Here is an 18,528-nt window from a genome sequence, read left to right on the forward strand (position 1 = left end):
CCATGAACCTGATGACGCCTGACCATTCCAAGTATGAACCGGAGGGGGGATCTCCGGATCGGCCTGTGGATCTGCTTGTAATAGGCGGCGGTATCAACGGTGCGGGGGTTGCCCGCGATGCTGCTGGACGCGGACTGTCCGTCATCCTGTGCGAAAAGGGAGATCTTGGCGAGGGGACTTCATCGCGTTCAGGAAAGTACATTCACGGTGGTCTGCGATATCTCGAATACTACGAATTCAGATTGGTTCGTGAGGCGTTGAACGAGCGGGAGGTTGTGCTGGAAGCAGCCCCACATCTGTCATGGCCATTGCGGCTGGTTCTTCCCCACAGTCCTGAACAAAGACCTCGTTGGCTCATTCGACTAGGGCTGTTCCTTTACGACAATTTGGGGGGGCGTAAGCGGGTCCCGGGCTCCAGCGCAATCGATCTGCGCAAAGATCTGGCCGGTGAACAGCTGAAGGCAAGGTTCACCAAGGGCTTCAGCTATTGGGACGTCTGGATCGACGATGCGCGTCTTGTGGCCTTGAATGCCGTTGACGCTTTCAGGCGTGGCGCACAGGTCCTCACCAGAACGGCGTGTGTTTCCGCACGCCGGCAGGGAAATGTGTGGCGTGCGGAATTGAAAGGGGACGGGAAGCCAACGACCGTCTATGCAAAAGCTGTCGTCAACGCGGCTGGGCCATGGGTCGAAAAGGTTCTGGGTGAAGTGGCAGGCGTGAATTCCAGGATGAGTGTCCGCCTTGTGAAAGGCAGCCATCTTGTCATGCCGAAATGGTGGCAGGGAGATCACGGTTACGTCCTGCAGGCACCGGACAAACGCCTGATATTCGTGAATCCTTATTTTGACGATATGGCCTTGATCGGGACAACGGATATTCCGTTTGAAGGTCGGGCAGAGGACGTTGCAATCGAGGCATCCGAAGTCGACTATTTGCTGGAAATCCTGAGGAGTTACTTCGAGCACGAATTCAAGTCAGAAGACGTTCTGTTCAACTATTCCGGTGTGCGGCCGCTTTTCGACGATGACGCAAACAAGAGCGCATCGGCTGTCACACGCGACTATCAGTTCGAGCTGGACGGATCGCTGGAACCGGGCAGCGATCAACCGCCTCTGCTCTCCGCCTTCGGCGGCAAACTAACGACATACAGAAAACTGTCGGAACAAGCGCTTCAAATGCTTTCGCCGTATTTTCCGGAGATGGGCGATGCCTGGACTGCCGACACGCCACTGCCGGGTGGAGATCTGCCGGACAAGAATTTCGATGCCTGGTTCACAGGCCTAAAAAGGCGCTTTGCTTATTTGCCGGAGGCGCTAGTGCTTCACCTGGCGCGATGCTACGGCACGGACGTTGTGCGGTTGCTGGATGGTGTCAATGATATCTGCGACATGGGTGAGCACTTTGGTGGCGTCTTTTTCGAGAAGGAAGCTGATTGGTTGTTGCGCGAGGAGTGGGCCGTCAGCTCGGAAGATTTTTTGCTTCGCCGGACCAAACACGGATTGTTTTTGACCCCTGCGGAAAAATCAGGATTTGAAAACTGGCTTGAAAGGAGACAGGCGGTCCATGAACCCGTTTCTTGAGCTGCGGAACAGCGCGGAATTTGCAAGGTTAAGAGCCGTTTCAGCTGAGTTGGGAAAGAACCCGCTGCAAGTGCAAGGACCCGGCGGAAATACCTCGCTGAAGAAAAACGGGAGAATGTGGATAAAAGCCTCGGGAACCTGGCTGGCGGAAGCAGATGATCGCGATATCATGGTCCCGGTTGATGCTGATCGGTTTTGCGCGGCTCTTAACACCGGGGACGAAAGCGCAGAACACACAGCCAGTTTCCTTGCGACTGTCGAAGGCGCACCTGAGCTTCATTCATCGATAGAGACCTCGGTTCATGCCATCCTTGACAGACCGGTCGTGCTGCATACGCATTGCGTTGCGACGATCGCGGTTGCTGCAAGGACTGATGCTGAAGAAATCGTGCGGAACAAATTGGCTGGCCTGGACGCGGTGTTCATACCCTATTTCAAGCCGGGTCTGGATCTTGCGCGTGGTATCATGGAACGCACCACCGCGGAGACGAAAGTGTTGATCCTGGGCAATCATGGATTGGTTGCGACGGGTGCCACAGTCATTGAAGCGTCGCAAAGGATATATGAGGTCTCGCGCCGGCTCGAACCCGTAGCGATTGCATCAGGGGCAGAACCGGTTTCCGATTGGCAGAGTTCACTTGAGGGCAGTGGCTGGATAGCAGCCCCGTTCCCCACAACACAATCAGTGGCGTTTGACGACCAATTGTTGGCACTCGCCAACGGCAATTCGCTCTACCCTGATCATGTCGTGTTTTTAGGACCTGGATGTGTGGTTGCGAATGACGCTGAAACGGTTGTCGAAGCAGCCGCTCGAGGTTCGATGGCACGGTCGGAGCGAAAGCTCGTGATTTGTCCGGGCAAGGGTGTCGCCGTGCCGGAGACCGCGAACGCGGCAACGCTTACGCTGGTGCGGGCTTTCGGTGACGTGCTTGTGCGCGTGGATCCGGGAGCTCAATTGGAGCGCCTCACAGATGAACAGGAAGACGAGTTGATCAATTGGGATGCCGAGAAGCTTCGTCAGGCCCTCAATAAGGCCGAAAGCGAGCAGGCATGAGCCAGGGTCTTGCCATCGGGATTGACGTTGGCACATCGGGCGTGCGGATTGCAGCCCTTGATCCGCAGTTCAATGTGGTCTCCGTCTCGAAAGCCGCCATGGATCTGTCGGCGGGAGAACGGAACGATCCCGCGGTCTGGTCTGCAGCGTTGGACGAAGCGCTTGCATCTATGCTTCAGACTATACGGCCCCACGACATCGAAGCGATTTGCGTTGACGGTACGTCAGGCACTGTCTTGGCCCTCGATACCGATGATCAGCCGATCGGTTCGGCGTTGATGTACAATGATGCGGTTGACGATCCGGAGATCCCGCAAGCGATTGCGAAAGTAGCACCGAGGCAAAGTGCGGCGCATGGATCAAGCTCTGCACTTGCGAGGTCGATGTCTCTGCAGCGGCGGAAGGGTATCGCCCGAATAGCGCACCAGGCGGACTGGATTGCCGAGCGTCTCACAGACAAAGCCATGCCGAGCGATGAAAGCAACGCGCTGAAAACCGGGTATGATCCGATTGCCAGAAAGTGGCCTGACTGGATGGCCGAAAGCGGCCTCCGGGCAGAACTGTTACCCGATGTCGTCGCCACAGGCACACAAACCGGGACGACATCAGGCGCGTTCGGTTTGCCAAAAGGCATTCCAACGGTGGCCGGCGTTTCGGACGGATGCGCTTCTTTTTTGGCAACAGGCGCTTCCAGCCCAGGGGACGGTGTCACTGCACTCGGGACGACACTGACAATCAAACTCTTGTCGGACCATCCGATTTTTGCACCCGAGTTCGGTATCTACAGTCACCGTATCGGCAACCAATGGCTTGCCGGTGGAGCGTCGAACAGTGGCGGTGGCGCTTTGGCGGTGCATTTTTCACCCGACGAAATTGCTGCTCTGAGCCAGTCGATTGACCCGGACGTTTCATGCGGGCTCGACTATTATCCCTTGCCAAAACCGGGTGAGAGATTCCCGATCAGTGACCCTGATCTTGCCTCGCGGGTCAGCCCCCGTCCTGATGCAGCACACATGTTTCTGCACGGGTTACTTGAAGGCATCGCCAATATCGAGTTGCTGGGGTATCAGCGATTGATGGAACTCGGCGGACCGAAACTGAAGTCGATCCGGTCGGTCGGTGGTGGCGCTGAAAACGAAGTCTGGACAAGTCTGCGTGCACGATTGCTGTCTGTACCGGTTGCACCGGTTGCCTCTGGAGAGGCTGCTGCGGGGTCCGCGCGCATTGCCTGGTCATTCTTGAAGGGACAGACATGACGAAAGAAATCTCCGGCCTCGGAGATATCCTGGAACAATTCGACGGCATTCTTATTGACCAGTTTGGTGTTCTGCACGATGGCGTCGAACCGTTCGAGGACGCGGCGCCTTGTCTTAAAAAGGTAGCAGCGGCAGGGGTTCCGGTTGTCGCCATTACCAATTCGGGCCGCATGAAAGAGCCCAACCGGCGACGCCTTGATCGGTTTGGCTTTACGCCCGACTTGATCCCCGATGTTGTCACATCGGGTATGGTTGCACGTGATCAGGTCTTGAAGATGCTGAAAGACGGCACGATTTCGCAGGGTGATGGCGTCCTGAATCTGACCCGTGAAAACGATGTGACGGTGTTGGAGGGGCTTGGGTTGGAACTCTCCGACGAAATCAGTTCCTCGACCAAGCTGGTTTTCATTTCCGGACTGCAGCCGGAGGCCTTGTCACGTCAAGACTATCTGACGATGTTGCGCCCCTTGGCGGAACAGGGTGTTCCGGCAATCTGCGCCAATCCGGACCATATGGTTTATGTGAATGGCAAGGCTGCCTTCGGTCCCGGTCTTGTTGCAGCTGACTATGAACAAGCCGGTGGGCAAGTCACTTTTGTCGGAAAACCCGGGGCGGAGATTTTTGTCAGATCATTGGAGATCTTGGGGTCACTGGAGCCGTCCAGGGTCCTTATGATCGGCGACAGTCATCATCACGACGTTGCCGGAGCGGCAGCTGTCGGATGCAAGACCCTGCTTATCGCAAATGGCGTTCAGGCGCAGGCTGACACTGTCGACGTTGCACCTGACTTTGCCATCCCGTCACTTCGCTATTGATCGTGCAACACTAAGGACCGGTGTATTCCGGCCGGTAGCTGGCAAATTGTCTGGAGGACAGGTCATTCCAAACCTGAAACTTGTCAGGATCCGGCACAACAGGCGCACTTTCCTCGCTCATTGCCGCGGCGGCTTGATCAAGGCTTTGGAACCAGCCAGCACCAAAGGCTGCGCTCATCGCAGCGCCAAGTGACGACGCTTCAAGGCTTTGGCTGATATGAACCGGTAGTCCGGTCGCGTCCGCAAACATCCTCGTCCAGAGCGGGCTGTTGCCGCCGCCTCCGACGGCAACGATCTTTTCGATTTTAAGACCATTTGCCTTCATGGCAGTGATGGCTCTGGCACTTTCAAGCGTCATTGCTTCGAGGATGGCTCGATATATATGGCCCAGACCATGGTTCGGGGACAGGCCGTTGAAGCTTGCGCGTGCGCCAGTGTCCCAATGCGGGTCCATACAGCCGGTCAGATAAGGACAAACGGTGACCCCTTCAGAACCGATCGGGATTTGGGCAGCCTCCGCTTCCAGTTTCGAAAACACGGAAGCATCCTCTCTGCCACCGGCGAATGTGTCGACAAACCAATTCAGCAGAAAAGCGCCTGCGCGTTGACAACCTTCGAGAAAGTAGCCGTTCCCTGTTGGAGACGTCATTGTCCGCCAATTGAGGCTGATCATGGGATCAGGAGCCCAGGCGCCGGTGATGAGCGCGGTGCCGAGGTTGAGATATATGACACCTTCTCGAGCGCCATTGACCCCGAGCCCTGCACATTGTCCGTCGCCACCGGCGGCAATGAGTGGCAGTCCTTCAGGCAACCCTGTCGCTTCAGCGGCCTGCGCGGTTACATGGCCAACCAGGGTGCCGGGACGTGCCAGAGTGCCGAACTGGCTGGCGCTGACGCTCAAATGATCGAGAAACTCCTCGGACCAGGACATGGTTGCGATGTCGAGAACGCCGAACGGGTCTGCGCTTGTCCAGCTGGCGGTCCAGTTCCCTGTAAGCCGTCCTGACAAAAAGCAATGAACGTCAGCAAATTTCGCGGTTCTTTTCATGATCTCCGGTTCGTGGCGTTGAAACCAGGAGAGACGATAGATCACCGGAGTGATGTCTATCGGTTTTCCGGAAGTCCGGTGCAGCCGGTCCTGTCCGATTTCCTGTGACAGAAGCTCGACTTCCTTTTTCGCACGTTCGTCCAGCCAGAGAACCGCGGGACGGATCGCCTGACCTTGTTCATCCAGAAACGCAACCGTTTCGCGTTGATTGGAGATCGCGAGTGCTGCAACCCGGTTCATGTCGATTTCTTCCGACAACGCCCGCAGTGATTTGCACGCAGCTGTCCACCAGTCTTCAACATCCTGCTCAACCCAGCCGGGTTTCGGTTGCGACAAGGGAATTGAAGCACGCCCCTCTGCTACCGGTTTTCCGGATGCCGTCCAGGCAATCGCCTTGGTTGATTGCGTTGAGCTGTCCAGCCCGATGACCAGATCCTGTGTCATTTGTCCTCCCTCAACAAATGTTCGGCCGTTGTCCTGTCGGTCACAAGATCTGTCACATATCCACCGGTGAGGCACGCATGAAGTGCCTCAAGTTTTTCTTGGCCACCTGCGACGCAAATACGCTCCGGAACGGCTTTAAGATCGTGCAGCTCCATGCCGATCTGAAGTCCGGTGAGTGGCCCTTCCAGAGCATGCCCCCGGTCATCGATAAATCGTCCGATGACGATTCCGGCTGCGCCAGATTTCATGTATTCCTCGGCAGAGGGCTGGATGAGGTTGTTGCCGTCCGCCCATCGTGTCTCGTCGTTCAGTTCCCCGACACCAAAGACCACAGTGTTGCAGCTGTGCACGCGTTCAAAGTGGCGTTTCAGAGAAGGCTCCCCCAGGAGGGCCGTTCGAAGATCGGGTGTGGTCACCACAGCAGGCGCATGAAAATTGTGACACCTGGCGCCGAGGCGGTTCGCAATGAACAAGGTGCAGGCCTCCGGGGAGGAGGCATCGTCACCAAGAGAACTTCCGGAGACCTGCACCACTCGCAGGCTCTCCTGACGGCTTTCCGGCAATGCGTTCGCCAACTCCAGCATTGTCCGACCCCAGGCGACACCGAGTGTCATGTCCTTTTTCAGTCGTGACAACAGAATTTGCGCACCGGCAATGCCCAGACGCTTTCGAAGCGATTTGGGGTCACTGTCTTCTTCTGAAACCTCAGGTGCAATGAAGGCACCTTTGAGACTGAAACGCGTGGCCAGCTTCCGGCTGAGATCGGCCTGCTCAAGAAGGTCGGGTGCGAGACTGATGGTCACGAGTCCACGCCGCCGGGCATCGGCGAGATAGTTCGCGACCGATGCACGTGAAACCCCAAGTGCCTTGGCAACTTCGGCCTGCGTCCGGGACTCGGCGTAGTAAAGCCAGGTTGCCCAGGCCGTTGTGTCCTCGATGAACCTTGCGCTTTCTCCGCCCGATCCGTCCTTTGGAGTGTCTGACATTTTCGTTCTTTTGCCTTTGTGATCCTGGGAGTCTGAATTTCGATTTGACAAATGTCAATAGATGCTGTCATTTGTCATGTGTGAGCCGAAGGTTAGTAAATGTCCTCAATTAGTCGTCAGTCTTCATCTTTACCAGAACGACCGGAAAACGGTTGGATGGAGCATATCGAGGACGTCTATCTGGGTCGCTGGGTCAACCCGGCAACAGGTGAAACGGGACCAAGAGCTCCGGTCGACAAGATCCTGATTTCGGAATCAATTGACGGAGAGGAGGCGGACCTCGCCCGCTCCGTGGGCATCGGCGATTCAACCGCGATGGTCGCCGATGCCAACACTTGGGATGCTGCAGGAGCACGGATTGCGCGAAACCTCGGCCAGAACGGGTTCAAGGTGAGCGAAGTCATTCTATCTGGACGACCGCATGCGACCGTTGCAGAAGCGGATGCTCTCGAACAGCGCCTGCAAAACTTCTCGTCCGTCATCGCGGTCGGTTCGGGCACTGTCAATGACCTGACAAAATATGTGACGGCTCATACCGGGCGTCCCTATTGCGTATTTGGAACCGCTGCGTCGATGGATGGGTATGCATCGACGACAGCCTCGATGGGATTGCCGAGCGGTCTGAAAATTTCGTTGCCAGCACATGCACCTAAGGGCGTTTTTCTAGATCTTGATGTCATTTCACGCGCTCCGAACCGAATGGCAGCGGCCGGGTTCGGTGACTGTCTGTGCAACAGCGTTGCCAGGATCGACTGGTGGATGTCCCACAAGCTGCTGGGCAGTCAGTTCTGGCTGGAGCCCTATCTCATCAGTGAGCCGGACGAAGGCATGTTGGAAGCTCATGCCTCCGGTTTGCAGGAAGGCGACATTGCGGCGGTCGGGTACCTTGTAAGAGCGCTGGTTCTCTCTGGGCTTGGGGTTGCGTTCACCAAGGTCTCCAATCACGGCTCCATGGGCGAGCATCAGATTTCCCACTACATCGATTGTTTTGCGCGCGATCAGCACAAGGGAACGCTTCATGGAGAACAGGTCGGCGTTGCAACCTTGAGCATGGGTCGCATTCAGCAATGGTATCTCGATCAGGAGAAGCCGCCGGAAGTTCGCCCGACGAAAGTTGACGGCGAAGATATGGCGCGCCGGATGGGTCCCGAAATCGCGGCGCAATGCGAAGCGGAATATCGAAAGAAAGCGCTGGATGAAGACGGTGCCGCCCGCCTGAATGAACATCTCCAGGACATCTGGCAGGAGCTGCGCGCGGACTGCAAAAAACTGGTCGATCCGGTTGAGGCAATGCTTGCCAAGCTCACCCAGGTAGGCGGTGCGACCAGCGGGAGCGACCTTGGGCTTTCGGCCGATTTCTATCGCGAGGCGGTGCGCCACGCCCATGAAATGCGGAACCGGTTCTCGTTTGCGGATCTCGCCTGCGATGCAGGTCTGCTGGACGATTTTGCGGCAAGGGAGGTCTGACGCGTGAGGCCTCTCGATGCAATGCCAGCTGAAACCGCCGCCTCAATCCACACGGTCATGGCGGACATAGACGATACGCTGACGACAGATGGCAGCCTACCGGCAAAAGCATATTCCGCGCTTGAGAGATTGAAAGCTGCCGGATTCCATGTTGCGGCGATTACAGGTAGACCAGCTGGCTGGTGCGATATGATTGCGCGATTCTGGCCGGTTGACGGGGTGGTCGGGGAAAACGGCGCGCTTTACTACGCCTATGACCGGACTGCCCGGAAAATGAACCGGGTGTTTGCGACAAGCGATACCGTGCGCCGACACAATCAGACTCGCTATGAAAAAATAGCAGAGCGCATCCTGAAAGAAGTTCCCGGATCCGCAGTCTCGGCAGATCAGTCCTTTCGTGAGGCGGATCTTGCCATCGACTTTTGTGAAGACGTCGCCCCTTTGCGTCAGCAGGATGTCGAACGGATCAAGGCAATTTTTGAAGACGAAGGCGCGGTCGCCAAGGTGTCTTCAATCCACGTCAATGGGTGGTATGGAGCCTATGACAAGCTGACCATGACGCGGCGGTTTACATCCGATGTGCTGGGCGTGGATCTTGAAACCGAAAAAGACCGGATCGTTTTTTGCGGAGACAGTCCCAATGACGCCCCCATGTTCGGCTATTTCCCTAATGCATGCGGCGTCGCCAACGTTCTGGATTTCAAGGGCCGTATCGAGGCTGAGCCCGGCTGGATAGCCTCCGAGCGTGGCGGAGCCGGATTTGCCGAACTGGCGGACGTGCTGATTGCCGCAAAGAAAACCTCTGACAGGAGAATAAGTGCATGAAAAAGGCCGAATTGGCTCTGCGTGAGGAGATCATCGCTCGCTGCAAGGAGATGAATGCCAGCGGTATCAATCAGGGTACGTCCGGAAACATTTCCGTTCGATTTGAAGACCGGATGCTGATCTCGCCGTCAGCGACACCTTACGATCAGATGACGCCGGAGATGATCGCGTCCGTCGGACTGGACGACACAAGCGGTGCTTATGAAGGGCCGTTGAAACCGTCGACAGAATGGCGGTTCCATCAAAAGCTTCTGCGTGGCCGGCCGGATGCCGGCGCGGTGGTTCACGCGCACCCGACCTATTGCACGACGCTTGCGATCGCCCGGAAGGAGATCCCGTCCTGCCACTACATGGTCGCTGCGTTCGGCGGGAACAACGTGCGTTGCGCAGGTTACGCGACATTCGGTTCTGAGGAGCTGTCCGAGCTTGCCATTGAGGCAATGACCGACCGCACGGCCTGCCTGCTTGCCAACCACGGCATGATTGCGATCGGCGAAAATCTTGCCAAGGCCATGTGGCGGGCAATCGAGCTCGAAACGATCGCAAAACAATATTACCTCAGCCTCGTCATTGGCGGTCCGGTTCTCTTGAGCGATGCCGCCATCGATGACACCCACCGCGGGTTCGCGGGCTATGGCCTTCAGGACAGTGAGGCCGACAAGAAGCCGAAGCCGAGGCGACGGGCTCCCAAGAAGACACCGGTGAAAAAGAAGTAGAGGTGCCATGAACTTGGGAGGGTCAACATGGCGTTTGTGAGAACCAGAGGATTGCGAGGCTATATCACCGGCGACAGCCCGGTGCCTTGGCTTGCGCCGCTGGTTGCCATGCTTGTGGTCTTCACGATCTACCCGTTGTTCTACAACATCTGGCTTTCCTTCCACGAGTACGCTCCCTTCAAGCGCCGCCTGGTTTATGTCGGCACGGAGAACTGGAACAACCTGTTTGCCGATCCCCGGTTCTGGGAAGCGCTCTCAGTCACTTTCACCTACTTCTTCGTGCTTCTGGCGATCCAGGTCGTGCTGGGCATGATCATTGCGCTTCTTCTTGATTCAGACGAGCCCGGGTTCGGCCTGCTTCGGGGCCTTCTAACGCTGACCCTCGTTATCCCTCCAGCCATCACCGGCATGATGTTCCTGCTGATGGAAGATCCCGAGTTCGGTGTCCTCACATATATTCTTGAGGCCATGGGGATCTTGAGCGGTCAGGACCCGATTCTGGCAACAAGCTCGACGGCACTCGCCGGTGTCATGCTGGCCGATATCTGGCAATGGACACCCTTCATGGTGCTGATCTTTCTGGCCGGGCTGCGATCGCTGCCGCAAGAGCCTTACGAGGCCGCGATGCTGGATGGTGCATCTGCCTTTCAGACTTTCCGAAGGATCACCTTGCCGATGATGTCTAAGGTCATCGCCGTTGCGGTTCTGATCCGCGGGATCGATCTGTTCCGTGCGTTTGACTACATGTTCGTCATGACTTCAGGTGGCCCGGGAACCTCCACCTACACATTGTCCCTCTACGCCTGGCAGCAAACGTTCAGCTTCATCAAATGGGGGTATGGCGCGACCATCAGCCTTGTCAGCCTGGTGCTGATCCTGGTTATCGCCAATCTCTTTATCTGGATTGCAAAGGTGCGCTGGTGATTGTCGAGAGCAAATATCGGCGCTATTCGCGCATGGCCGCCGCGTGGTTTATTACCGCGCTGTTCGTGTTCCCGCTCTATTACTGGGGCACAACGGCGTTCAAGGAAGCCAAGGAGATCTTCTCCGTTCCGCCAACGGTCTGGTCGTTCACGCCAACGCTCCGAAATTTTGAAGAGGTCTTCGGCATTTCGTTCGGCTTCCTGCGCCAGCAGGAGGTATTGCCCGGTGGCGGGAATTTCTACATGGCGCCGCGGCTTTGGGACTCCATTGTCGTTGCGCTGTTTTCCACTGCGCTCGCAATCGCCATTTCGACCTTTGCGGCCTATGCGTTGAGCCGAATGGATTTTCGCGGTCGACACCACTTTGTCGCCTGGGTGCTTTCCACTCGGATGATGCCGCCGGTTGCCGTCGCGATCCCGATGTTCTTCATCTACAAGGACATCGGACTGATGGATTCCTACACGGGCATCATCTTAATCCACGCTCTGATGAACCTGCCGTTGGCTGTGCTTTTGCTGAAGAGCTTCTTCGACGACATTCCAAGAGAGATAGATGAAAGCGCGATTGTCGACGGAGCGTCGCGCTGGAAGATTTTCCGCAGGATCATTTTGCCGATGGCCAAGGGTGGAATCGCTGCGACGGCCGTCCTTTGTTTCATCTTTTCCTGGACTGAATTCATCTTTGTTCTGACCTTGACGCAGACCGGACTGAAAACGGTGCCGGTCGTGTCTTCGAGCTTCGTAACATCCACAGGCACCGCCTGGGGCAACATGGCGGCCTTGGGAGTGGCTGCGATGGCTCCGGCGTTTCTATTCATCCTGCTGGTCCAGAAACAGCTGGTCCGTGGGCTGACGCTCGGTTCCCTCAAGCAATAGGAGAAACTGTCTTTACGGGACCATCAATCAAGTATCATGGGAGGAGTTAGTCATGAGAGACACTGACAAGAAACAATACCTGGCCAATGTGGTGGACGCCTATGTGCACCGCCGAATGGGGCGACGGGATTTTCTCAGGAACGCGGGGTTGCTCGGTCTGGGTGCAGCTGCGTTCGGTGCGGGGATGCGCCGGCCCTTCGGTCTGGGGTCCATGCCTTTTGCGCATGCTTCTGACGATCTGCGGCCCTCAGACGAGGTGTTGAAGTGGGTCAAGGACGTTTCGGGCCCGTTTCGCGGTACGACGCTGAAGCTGGCGACCGAGTCCACTCCTCCTTCGAATGCGATCAACAGTCAGCTGAAAAAGTATTTCGAAGAAGCTTCAGGCATGACGGTTGAGATCGAGGTTCTGCCACTTGAGCAGGTCCTTCAAAAAATGACCCTCGATATCGCTTCCCAGCTCGGCACCTATGATCTCTACTACATTGACCAGAGCTGGGCTGCGTCCGTAAGCCAGGATGTTTTCGATCCGCGCGAGCAGATTGAAGCCAAACCGGATCTGGCAATGCCGGATTACAACATCGATGATTTCCTGCCGGCACTCGTTGACGGTATCGCGAAATACGAGGACCGTTGGGTCGGTGTGCCGTACGACATTCCGATCTTCATCATGATGTACCGGAAGGACATCTGGGAAGAGATGGGTTTCAATGCGCCATCCTCTCTTGAAGAATACTACCAGCAGGCCAAGGCAATCACGGATGCCAAGGGCCCGGATCTTTACGGATCGACGGGGCAAATGAAGTCCGGTCACTACAGCCTTGAGTGTGACTGGACCGCCTGGCTTTGGGGACATGGCGGGTCCATCTTCACTCCGGACGGCAAGTTCTCGGGCAATGATGAACGCGGTCTGGAGGCCATGGACTACTGGACCAAACTCTGGAAAACCATGCCGCCTGGCGTGACAGGGTGGACGTGGGATGGCCAGGGGCAATCCGTTGCTCAAGGCGTTGCAGCTTCCATGATGAGCTGGGGTGAGTTCTTCCCGTATTTCGACGATCCTTCGGCGACCAAGGTTTCCGGTTTGATGGAGGCTGTCAGGTGTCCGCCACCCGTCCGTGCGCTTCGCACAAGCGAAGAGACCGGTTTTGGTGAAATCCCAGGTGTCGGTCACCAGGGCGGTTCCTCGCTCGCGGTTTCCAAGAACTCCAAGAACCCGGATGCGGCATGGATCTTCATGCAGTGGGCGACAAGCTACGATACCCAGGTCCTGATTACGGCGCTGGGCGGTGGCACTGGCCCGACACGCGAAAGCGTTTATGACGATCCGCGCATCATCGCCAACAATCGCGTCGGACCAGGCACAACGCGCCACCTCAATGTGGTGAGAGACACCATCGCCATGGACATGGGGTCTGAGCCTGATCTGCCGCAGTGGGCGGAATTGTCCAACGACACCATCCCGGTCAGGCTCGGCAAGTACTTTGCCGGCGACTACGGCTCGCCGAAAGAGGCAATGGACGATATTGCCCAGTCGGTCGACAAGATCGTGTCTGGATAACCGTTCCAGAAGCAAAAGCTAAGGGAAGGGTGGATCCACCCTTCCCATCTATGAGGGTTGGGAGGATCCTGTGGGACATAAACCTCTTGTCGCAATAACAGGGGCAAGCTCGGGTATCGGTGAAGCGACTGCGCGTGCGTTCTCCGAAGCTGGGCATCCGGTCTTGCTGATGGCACGCCGCATGGACCGGATGGAAGCGCTTGGGCTTCCCAATGCGGTTCTTCGTCAGGTGGATGTCCGTGATCGGGATGCGATTGCCGCAGCAGTGCGCGATGCGGAAGCCGAATTCGGACCCGTGGACATGATGTTTGCGAATGCGGGCATTGCGCGTCTGGCTGATATCGGTCGTCAGCCTCCCGAGGAGTGGGACGAGATGATCGACATCAACACCAAAGGTGTGATGAACACGGTGCATGCCGTGATGAAAGGCATGATGGATCGGCGTCATGGCACGCTCGTCATGATGAGTTCCATCGCAGGGCGAAAGGTCTATCCCGATCACACGGTCTATTGCGGCACGAAGTATTTCGTTCACGCGGTTTCGGAGAGTTTGCGCGAGTATCTTTCCGCCTATGACGTGCGGGTCGTGGTGCTTTCGCCGGGGGTGATCGAAACCGAAGTGCTGTCCGGTGTCCTCGATGAAGAAACGCTTGAAAACTACAAGAGCAACAAGGTCAAAATGGGTGGTGGCATTGGCGCTGACATCGTCGCCGATTTGATACTCAATGCCTATCAATTGCCGCAAAAGGCACTGGTGCAGGAGATCTGCCTGACACCGACACGGCAAACCTACTGAGGAAGTCTGCATTTATGGCCGAAGTCGCCTACCACAATATCTCCAAATCCTACGGGTCCTTTGAGGTCATGCGCGACCTGTCGCTGTCTATCCATGATGGCGAGTTCGCAGTGCTTCTGGGGGCGTCAGGATGCGGCAAGACGACGTTGCTCCGCATGACGGCAGGCTTGGAGAACATCACCGGCGGAGACCTGACAATCGACGGTCAGGTGATGAATGAGGTGCACCCGCGGGATCGCGACATCGCCATGGTGTTTCAGAATTACGCGCTCTATCCGACGATGAAAGTCTTTGACAACATCGCCTTCAGTCTGGAGGTCAAGCGTTTGAGCAAGGAAGAGATCAAGCGCAAGGTCAATGAGGCGGCCGCAGTGTTGAACCTCACTGACTATCTCGACCGGTACCCGCGTGAGCTTTCAGGTGGTCAGCGGCAAAGAGTGGCCATGGGACGCGCAATGGTGCGCGATGCCAAGGTGTTCCTCTTTGACGAACCGTTGTCCAATCTCGATGCCAAGCTGCGTGCACATATGCGTGTTGAAATTCGCCAGCTGCATGAACGGCTCAAGGCGACGACGATTTATGTCACGCATGATCAGATCGAAGCCATGACAATGGCGGACAAGATCGTCCTCATGAAAGGCGGGAAGATTGAACAGGTCGGGACACCTGACGACCTTTATGACAGGCCTGCGACCAAATTTGCGGCTGACTTCATTGGATCTCCCTCAATGAATTTCGTTGAAGGAGAAATCTATGCGCAGAATGGCAAACCGGCATTCGTTGGGCCTCATATCAATCTACCGCTCGATGAAAGCCTCGCCGCCGAGCCAGGGCAAAGAGTCATTTGCGGATTGCGTCCATCCGATCTCGTGACCGCGGAAAACGGCCAAATTTCAGGCACCGTAAAACTCGTTGAGAAGACGGGGGCAGACGTCAATATCCATGTCGACCTGAGCGACACGGCACATCTTGTGGCGACGATGGCGCGCGACAATGGTGTGGTTGCGGGTGGGCCGATAGAACTTGCGATCCCATCCAAGGCTGTCCATCTTTTCGACGCGGACAGCGAAATCCGCATAGAAGCCCAAACGTCTGATTAGCGAGCCCAGCTCGAAGACCGGCCTTCTTTTTCTTGACTGGCACGGTCTTTTTCGCGCGGTCAGTTAGTTTTGACACCGGTTATCCGAGAGACCTCAAAACGCTCTGAACACCATCGGTCTTCAAGTCCTGATAAGTGCGCGTCACAGACGGTTTCAAAACGCCGGCGAGATCCGGTTCGAAGATGTCGCGAATATTCAGGAAAGCCGCCACTTTCTCAGCATCGTCTGCCGGATTGTCCGAAATGGATTTTAGCCTATCAACCATGGGGTCACGCACATCGATTGGTTGACCGTTAAGGTCAGTGCCACCGGCATAGTGCATCCAGGCTGCCACCACTGTTGCCAATCTCGACGTGGGGCGGTCTGCGGCAAGGTTGTCCTTCAAGGTTCCCAGAATGCGTTGCGGCAGTTTCTGGCTGCCGTCCATGGCGATCTGCCAGGTTCGATGCCTGATCCCGGGATTGGCAAAGCGGGCCAGGAGTTCGTCGGCATAGATCTCAAGATCGACGCTTGGCGGAGCTTCAAATGATGGAATGATTTCCTGTCGCCAGAGGGCTTTCAGGAAAGGAGCAAAGACTGCATCGGCGACAGTGTCGGCAACGGTTTCGTGACCCGCCAGGTAGCCGAGATAGGCAATTGCAGAATGTGTGCCGTTGAGCATACGCAATTTCATATGTTCATATGGGGCAACGTCATCAACCAGTTGAACACCGACGGCTCCAAGATCGGGACGCTTCCGGGTGCCGAATGCGGGCACAAAGTCATCTTCAATTACCCATTGACGGAACGGTTCGTGGAATACGGGCGCGTCGTCAAATCGGCCGGTTTCAGCGGCAAGTGCGTCAATGTCTTCCGGTTTCGTGGCGGGCACGATCCGGTCGACCATTGTCGAGGGGAAGCGTCCTTCGTGTTCAATCCATGTGGCGAGGTCAGGGTCAATCAGTCTAGCAAGTTCGATCACAACACCGCGCACCAGCTTGCCGTTGTCCGGCAGGTTGTCGCAGCTCAGAACCGCAAAAGGAGGCTCACCCGCTGCCTTGCGCCTCGCAAGTGCCCGCACAAGGTAGCCAGGAGCTGAGACAGGAACCGGGTTTTTGAGGTCTGCCGCAATGTCCGGGTGTTGTGGATTGAGCTGACCGGTTGAAGGATCATGGCAATATCCCTTTTCGGTCACCGTGAGGCTGACGATCCGTGTTGCCGGATCGGCCATGGCGCTCAGGACGGCTTCTGGGTCTTCTCTTGCCGCAAGTACGTCAGAAAGGATCTCAACCTGACGAAGCGATGACGCCTCAGCGCCAAGTTCCTTCGCGGTATAGACGAAGTCCTGTGGTGCCAGTTGATCTCGCGTTCGAGAGCTTTGCAGACTGACCCCGACAATACCCCAGTCTCCACCGTCTTTTCGTTGCGCCTCTTCAATGTAGATGGCTCCGAAGGCTCGAAAAAACGCTCCGAGGCCGAGGTGGACAATACCTGGTTTTTGCGCGGGGCCGCGTTGTCTGGTCAGACGCGGTTGTTCAGCGGGCAAGCCAGCCTCCATCAACATTGAGTACGGCACCGTGAATATACTTTGCCGCGGAAGATGCAAGAAACACCGCTGCTTCACCGATATCGGACGCTTCGCCCCAGCGTCCTGCCGGGATTCGTTCGAGGATCTGTTTGTTGCGCTCGGTATCTTCCCGCAGGGCCTTTGTGTTGTTGGTCGCAATATATCCTGGAGCGATAGCATTCACATTGATGCCCTGCGCCGCCCATTCGTTGGCCAGCAGCTTGGTCAAGCCGGCAATGCCGTGTTTGGAAGCCGTATAAGACGGCACTCTGATGCCACCCTGAAAGGACAGCAAGGAGGCGATATTGACGATGGACGCGGTCCGGCCCGCAGCAAGTGTCGCTCTGCCAAATGCCTGGCAGGTGAAAAAGACTGCCTTGAGATTGACGTCCATGACGTCGTCCCAGTCCGTTTCGGTAAAGTCGATGCTGTCGGCACGCCGGATAATTCCCGCGTTGTTGACCAGGATGTCGATGGGTTCCTTTTCGAAGATGGGCACCGCAGCCATCGGATCGGAAAAGTCGAGCGGTACATGCCTCCCGTTCCCGATCTGCTTCAGAGTTTCTTCGCAGTCGCGACGCGCGGCACAAAGCACTTCTGCACCTGCATTGCCCATGGAAATGGCGATGGCTTGACCAATTCCGGTATTGGCCCCGGTTACAAGCGCTCGTTTCCCTTCAAGCGAAAACGCGTTCACCGCAAATCCTCCATCGCAACCATGTCCATATCGGTGAAATCAACATTGTCACCGGCCATGGCCCAGCAAAATGTGTAAGCGCCTGTGCCGGCGCCGCAATGGATCGACCAAGGCGGTGAGAGAACTGCTTCTTCGTTGGCCATAACAAGGTGGCGGGTTTCTTCCGGCTTGCCCATGAAATGAAAAACCCGCTGATCAACCCCGAGCTTGAAATAGAGATAGGCTTCCATGCGTCGGTCGTGCACATGTGCCGGCATCGTGTTCCAGACCGACCCGGGCGCGAATTCGGTGTAGCCCATCAGAAGCTGGCAGCTGTCGGCAACTTCTGGATGGAGGAATTGCAGGATCACGCGCTTGTTGGAGGTCTCCGCAGAGCCCAGTTCGACGCGTCTGGCGTCCTGAAGTCTGATCAGACGTGTCGGGTAACTGTGATGCGCCGGAGCAGACAAAACGTAATATCGGCCTGCTCCGCCGAAGGTCACCGGGCCGGAACCCATCCCGGCGTAAAGGACTTCGCCCCGGTCGATCTCATAGATTTCGCCGTCAACTGTCACCTTGCCCTTGTCGCCGATATTGAGGATGCCGAGTTCTCGCCGGTCGAGCAGCGACGATGTGCCGGCTTCCTTGACTTCGTCAAGAACGAGGTCTCCGTTTGCCGGAACGATGCCACCGAGGATCAATCGGTCATAGTGGCTATAAACGAGGTTGATCCTGTCGTCCTCAAACAGGCCGGAGACGTGAAAGTTCTTCCGGATGCCGCTGGTGTCCAACGACTTGGCTGTTTCAGGGTCTATGGCATAGCGGGTTTCTACATTCAGCATGTGATGCGCTTTCTGAATTG

General features: G+C 56.5%; 17 protein-coding genes. 12 read left to right on the forward strand and 5 right to left on the reverse strand.

Going from position 1 to position 18,528, the window contains the following annotated elements; translation table 11 throughout:
* Positions 1 to 11: 11 nt before the first annotated feature.
* The 4 genes from FIV00_RS05320 to FIV00_RS05335 are packed head-to-tail and all read left to right on the forward strand — an operon-like array spanning position 12 to position 4,705.
* Positions 12 to 1,580 carry a glycerol-3-phosphate dehydrogenase gene (locus FIV00_RS05320; RefSeq protein ID WP_152504119.1) on the forward strand — a complete coding sequence of 523 codons (1,569 nt, stop codon included), beginning with the start codon at positions 12 to 14 and terminating at the stop codon, positions 1,578 to 1,580.
* Positions 1,564 to 2,634 (forward strand): class II aldolase/adducin family protein, encoded by a 1,071-nt coding sequence (locus FIV00_RS05325; RefSeq protein WP_152499771.1) that lies wholly within the window; start codon positions 1,564 to 1,566, stop codon positions 2,632 to 2,634. Before FIV00_RS05320 ends, FIV00_RS05325 begins: the two co-directional genes overlap by 17 nt.
* Complete coding sequence (locus FIV00_RS05330; RefSeq protein WP_152499772.1) at positions 2,631 to 3,890, forward strand: FGGY-family carbohydrate kinase; 1,260 nt, start codon at positions 2,631 to 2,633, stop codon at positions 3,888 to 3,890. The genes FIV00_RS05325 and FIV00_RS05330 overlap by 4 nt, the downstream gene beginning before the upstream one ends.
* Complete coding sequence (locus FIV00_RS05335) at positions 3,887 to 4,705, forward strand: TIGR01459 family HAD-type hydrolase (protein ID WP_152499773.1); 819 nt, start codon at positions 3,887 to 3,889, stop codon at positions 4,703 to 4,705. Before FIV00_RS05330 ends, FIV00_RS05335 begins: the two co-directional genes overlap by 4 nt.
* Positions 4,706 to 4,715: 10 nt before the next feature.
* Here the strand turns inward: FIV00_RS05335 and FIV00_RS05340 are convergent, their stop codons facing one another.
* Together FIV00_RS05340 and FIV00_RS05345 are read right to left on the reverse strand one after the other, a co-directional pair.
* Complete coding sequence (locus FIV00_RS05340; RefSeq protein ID WP_152499774.1) at positions 4,716 to 6,197, reverse strand: FGGY-family carbohydrate kinase; 1,482 nt, start codon at positions 6,195 to 6,197, stop codon at positions 4,716 to 4,718.
* Positions 6,194 to 7,183: a sugar-binding transcriptional regulator gene (locus tag FIV00_RS05345; protein ID WP_152499775.1), complete on the reverse strand. Its 990-nt coding sequence runs from the start codon at positions 7,181 to 7,183 to the stop codon at positions 6,194 to 6,196. Before FIV00_RS05345 ends, FIV00_RS05340 begins: the two co-directional genes overlap by 4 nt.
* 99 nt (positions 7,184 to 7,282) lie before the next feature.
* Here FIV00_RS05345 and FIV00_RS05350 point away from each other — a divergent pair, with 99 nt between their 5' ends.
* The 8 genes from FIV00_RS05350 to FIV00_RS05385 all read left to right on the forward strand — a co-directional run bounded on the left by FIV00_RS05350 (position 7,283) and on the right by FIV00_RS05385 (position 15,444).
* A complete protein-coding gene (locus tag FIV00_RS05350; RefSeq protein ID WP_152499776.1) occupies positions 7,283 to 8,650 on the forward strand; it encodes a sn-glycerol-1-phosphate dehydrogenase in 1,368 nt (455 codons plus the stop codon).
* Positions 8,651 to 8,653: 3 nt separating this feature from the next.
* On the forward strand, positions 8,654 to 9,475 hold the full coding sequence (locus tag FIV00_RS05355; RefSeq protein ID WP_152499777.1) for an HAD-IIB family hydrolase: 822 nt from the start codon (positions 8,654 to 8,656) through the stop codon (positions 9,473 to 9,475).
* Positions 9,472 to 10,191 (forward strand): class II aldolase/adducin family protein, encoded by a 720-nt coding sequence (locus FIV00_RS05360; RefSeq protein ID WP_152499778.1) that lies wholly within the window; start codon positions 9,472 to 9,474, stop codon positions 10,189 to 10,191. Before FIV00_RS05355 ends, FIV00_RS05360 begins: the two co-directional genes overlap by 4 nt.
* A 27-nt stretch (positions 10,192 to 10,218) precedes the next feature.
* Positions 10,219 to 11,115, forward strand: coding sequence for a carbohydrate ABC transporter permease (locus FIV00_RS05365; protein ID WP_152499779.1), 897 nt, complete (start codon positions 10,219 to 10,221; stop codon positions 11,113 to 11,115).
* A 32-nt stretch (positions 11,116 to 11,147) separates the two neighbouring features.
* Positions 11,148 to 11,990 carry a carbohydrate ABC transporter permease gene (locus FIV00_RS05370; RefSeq protein ID WP_152504120.1) on the forward strand — a complete coding sequence of 281 codons (843 nt, stop codon included), beginning with the start codon at positions 11,148 to 11,150 and terminating at the stop codon, positions 11,988 to 11,990.
* A 52-nt stretch (positions 11,991 to 12,042) separates the two neighbouring features.
* Positions 12,043 to 13,548, forward strand: coding sequence for an ABC transporter substrate-binding protein (locus FIV00_RS05375; protein WP_152499780.1), 1,506 nt, complete (start codon positions 12,043 to 12,045; stop codon positions 13,546 to 13,548).
* A 70-nt stretch (positions 13,549 to 13,618) separates the two neighbouring features.
* Complete coding sequence (locus tag FIV00_RS05380) at positions 13,619 to 14,344, forward strand: SDR family oxidoreductase (RefSeq protein WP_152499781.1); 726 nt, start codon at positions 13,619 to 13,621, stop codon at positions 14,342 to 14,344.
* A gap of 14 nt (positions 14,345 to 14,358) precedes the next feature.
* Positions 14,359 to 15,444 (forward strand): ABC transporter ATP-binding protein, encoded by a 1,086-nt coding sequence (locus tag FIV00_RS05385; RefSeq protein WP_152499782.1) that lies wholly within the window; start codon positions 14,359 to 14,361, stop codon positions 15,442 to 15,444.
* 79 nt (positions 15,445 to 15,523) lie between these two features.
* Here FIV00_RS05385 and FIV00_RS05390 read toward each other — a convergent pair whose 3' ends face one another.
* The 3 genes from FIV00_RS05390 to kduI are packed head-to-tail and all read right to left on the reverse strand — an operon-like array spanning position 15,524 to position 18,508.
* Positions 15,524 to 16,969 carry a mannitol dehydrogenase family protein gene (locus tag FIV00_RS05390; protein WP_247649343.1) on the reverse strand — a complete coding sequence of 482 codons (1,446 nt, stop codon included), beginning with the start codon at positions 16,967 to 16,969 and terminating at the stop codon, positions 15,524 to 15,526.
* A complete protein-coding gene (kduD, locus tag FIV00_RS05395) occupies positions 16,959 to 17,687 on the reverse strand; it encodes a 2-dehydro-3-deoxy-D-gluconate 5-dehydrogenase KduD (protein ID WP_152499783.1) in 729 nt (242 codons plus the stop codon). The genes FIV00_RS05390 and kduD overlap by 11 nt, the downstream gene beginning before the upstream one ends.
* On the reverse strand, positions 17,684 to 18,508 hold the full coding sequence (gene kduI / locus FIV00_RS05400) for a 5-dehydro-4-deoxy-D-glucuronate isomerase (protein WP_152499784.1): 825 nt from the start codon (positions 18,506 to 18,508) through the stop codon (positions 17,684 to 17,686). The genes kduD and kduI overlap by 4 nt, the downstream gene beginning before the upstream one ends.
* Positions 18,509 to 18,528: the final 20 nt, after the last annotated feature.

Source organism: Labrenzia sp. THAF82, assembly GCF_009363435.1.
GTDB classification, from domain to species: Bacteria; Pseudomonadota; Alphaproteobacteria; order Rhizobiales; family Stappiaceae; genus Roseibium; species Roseibium porphyridii.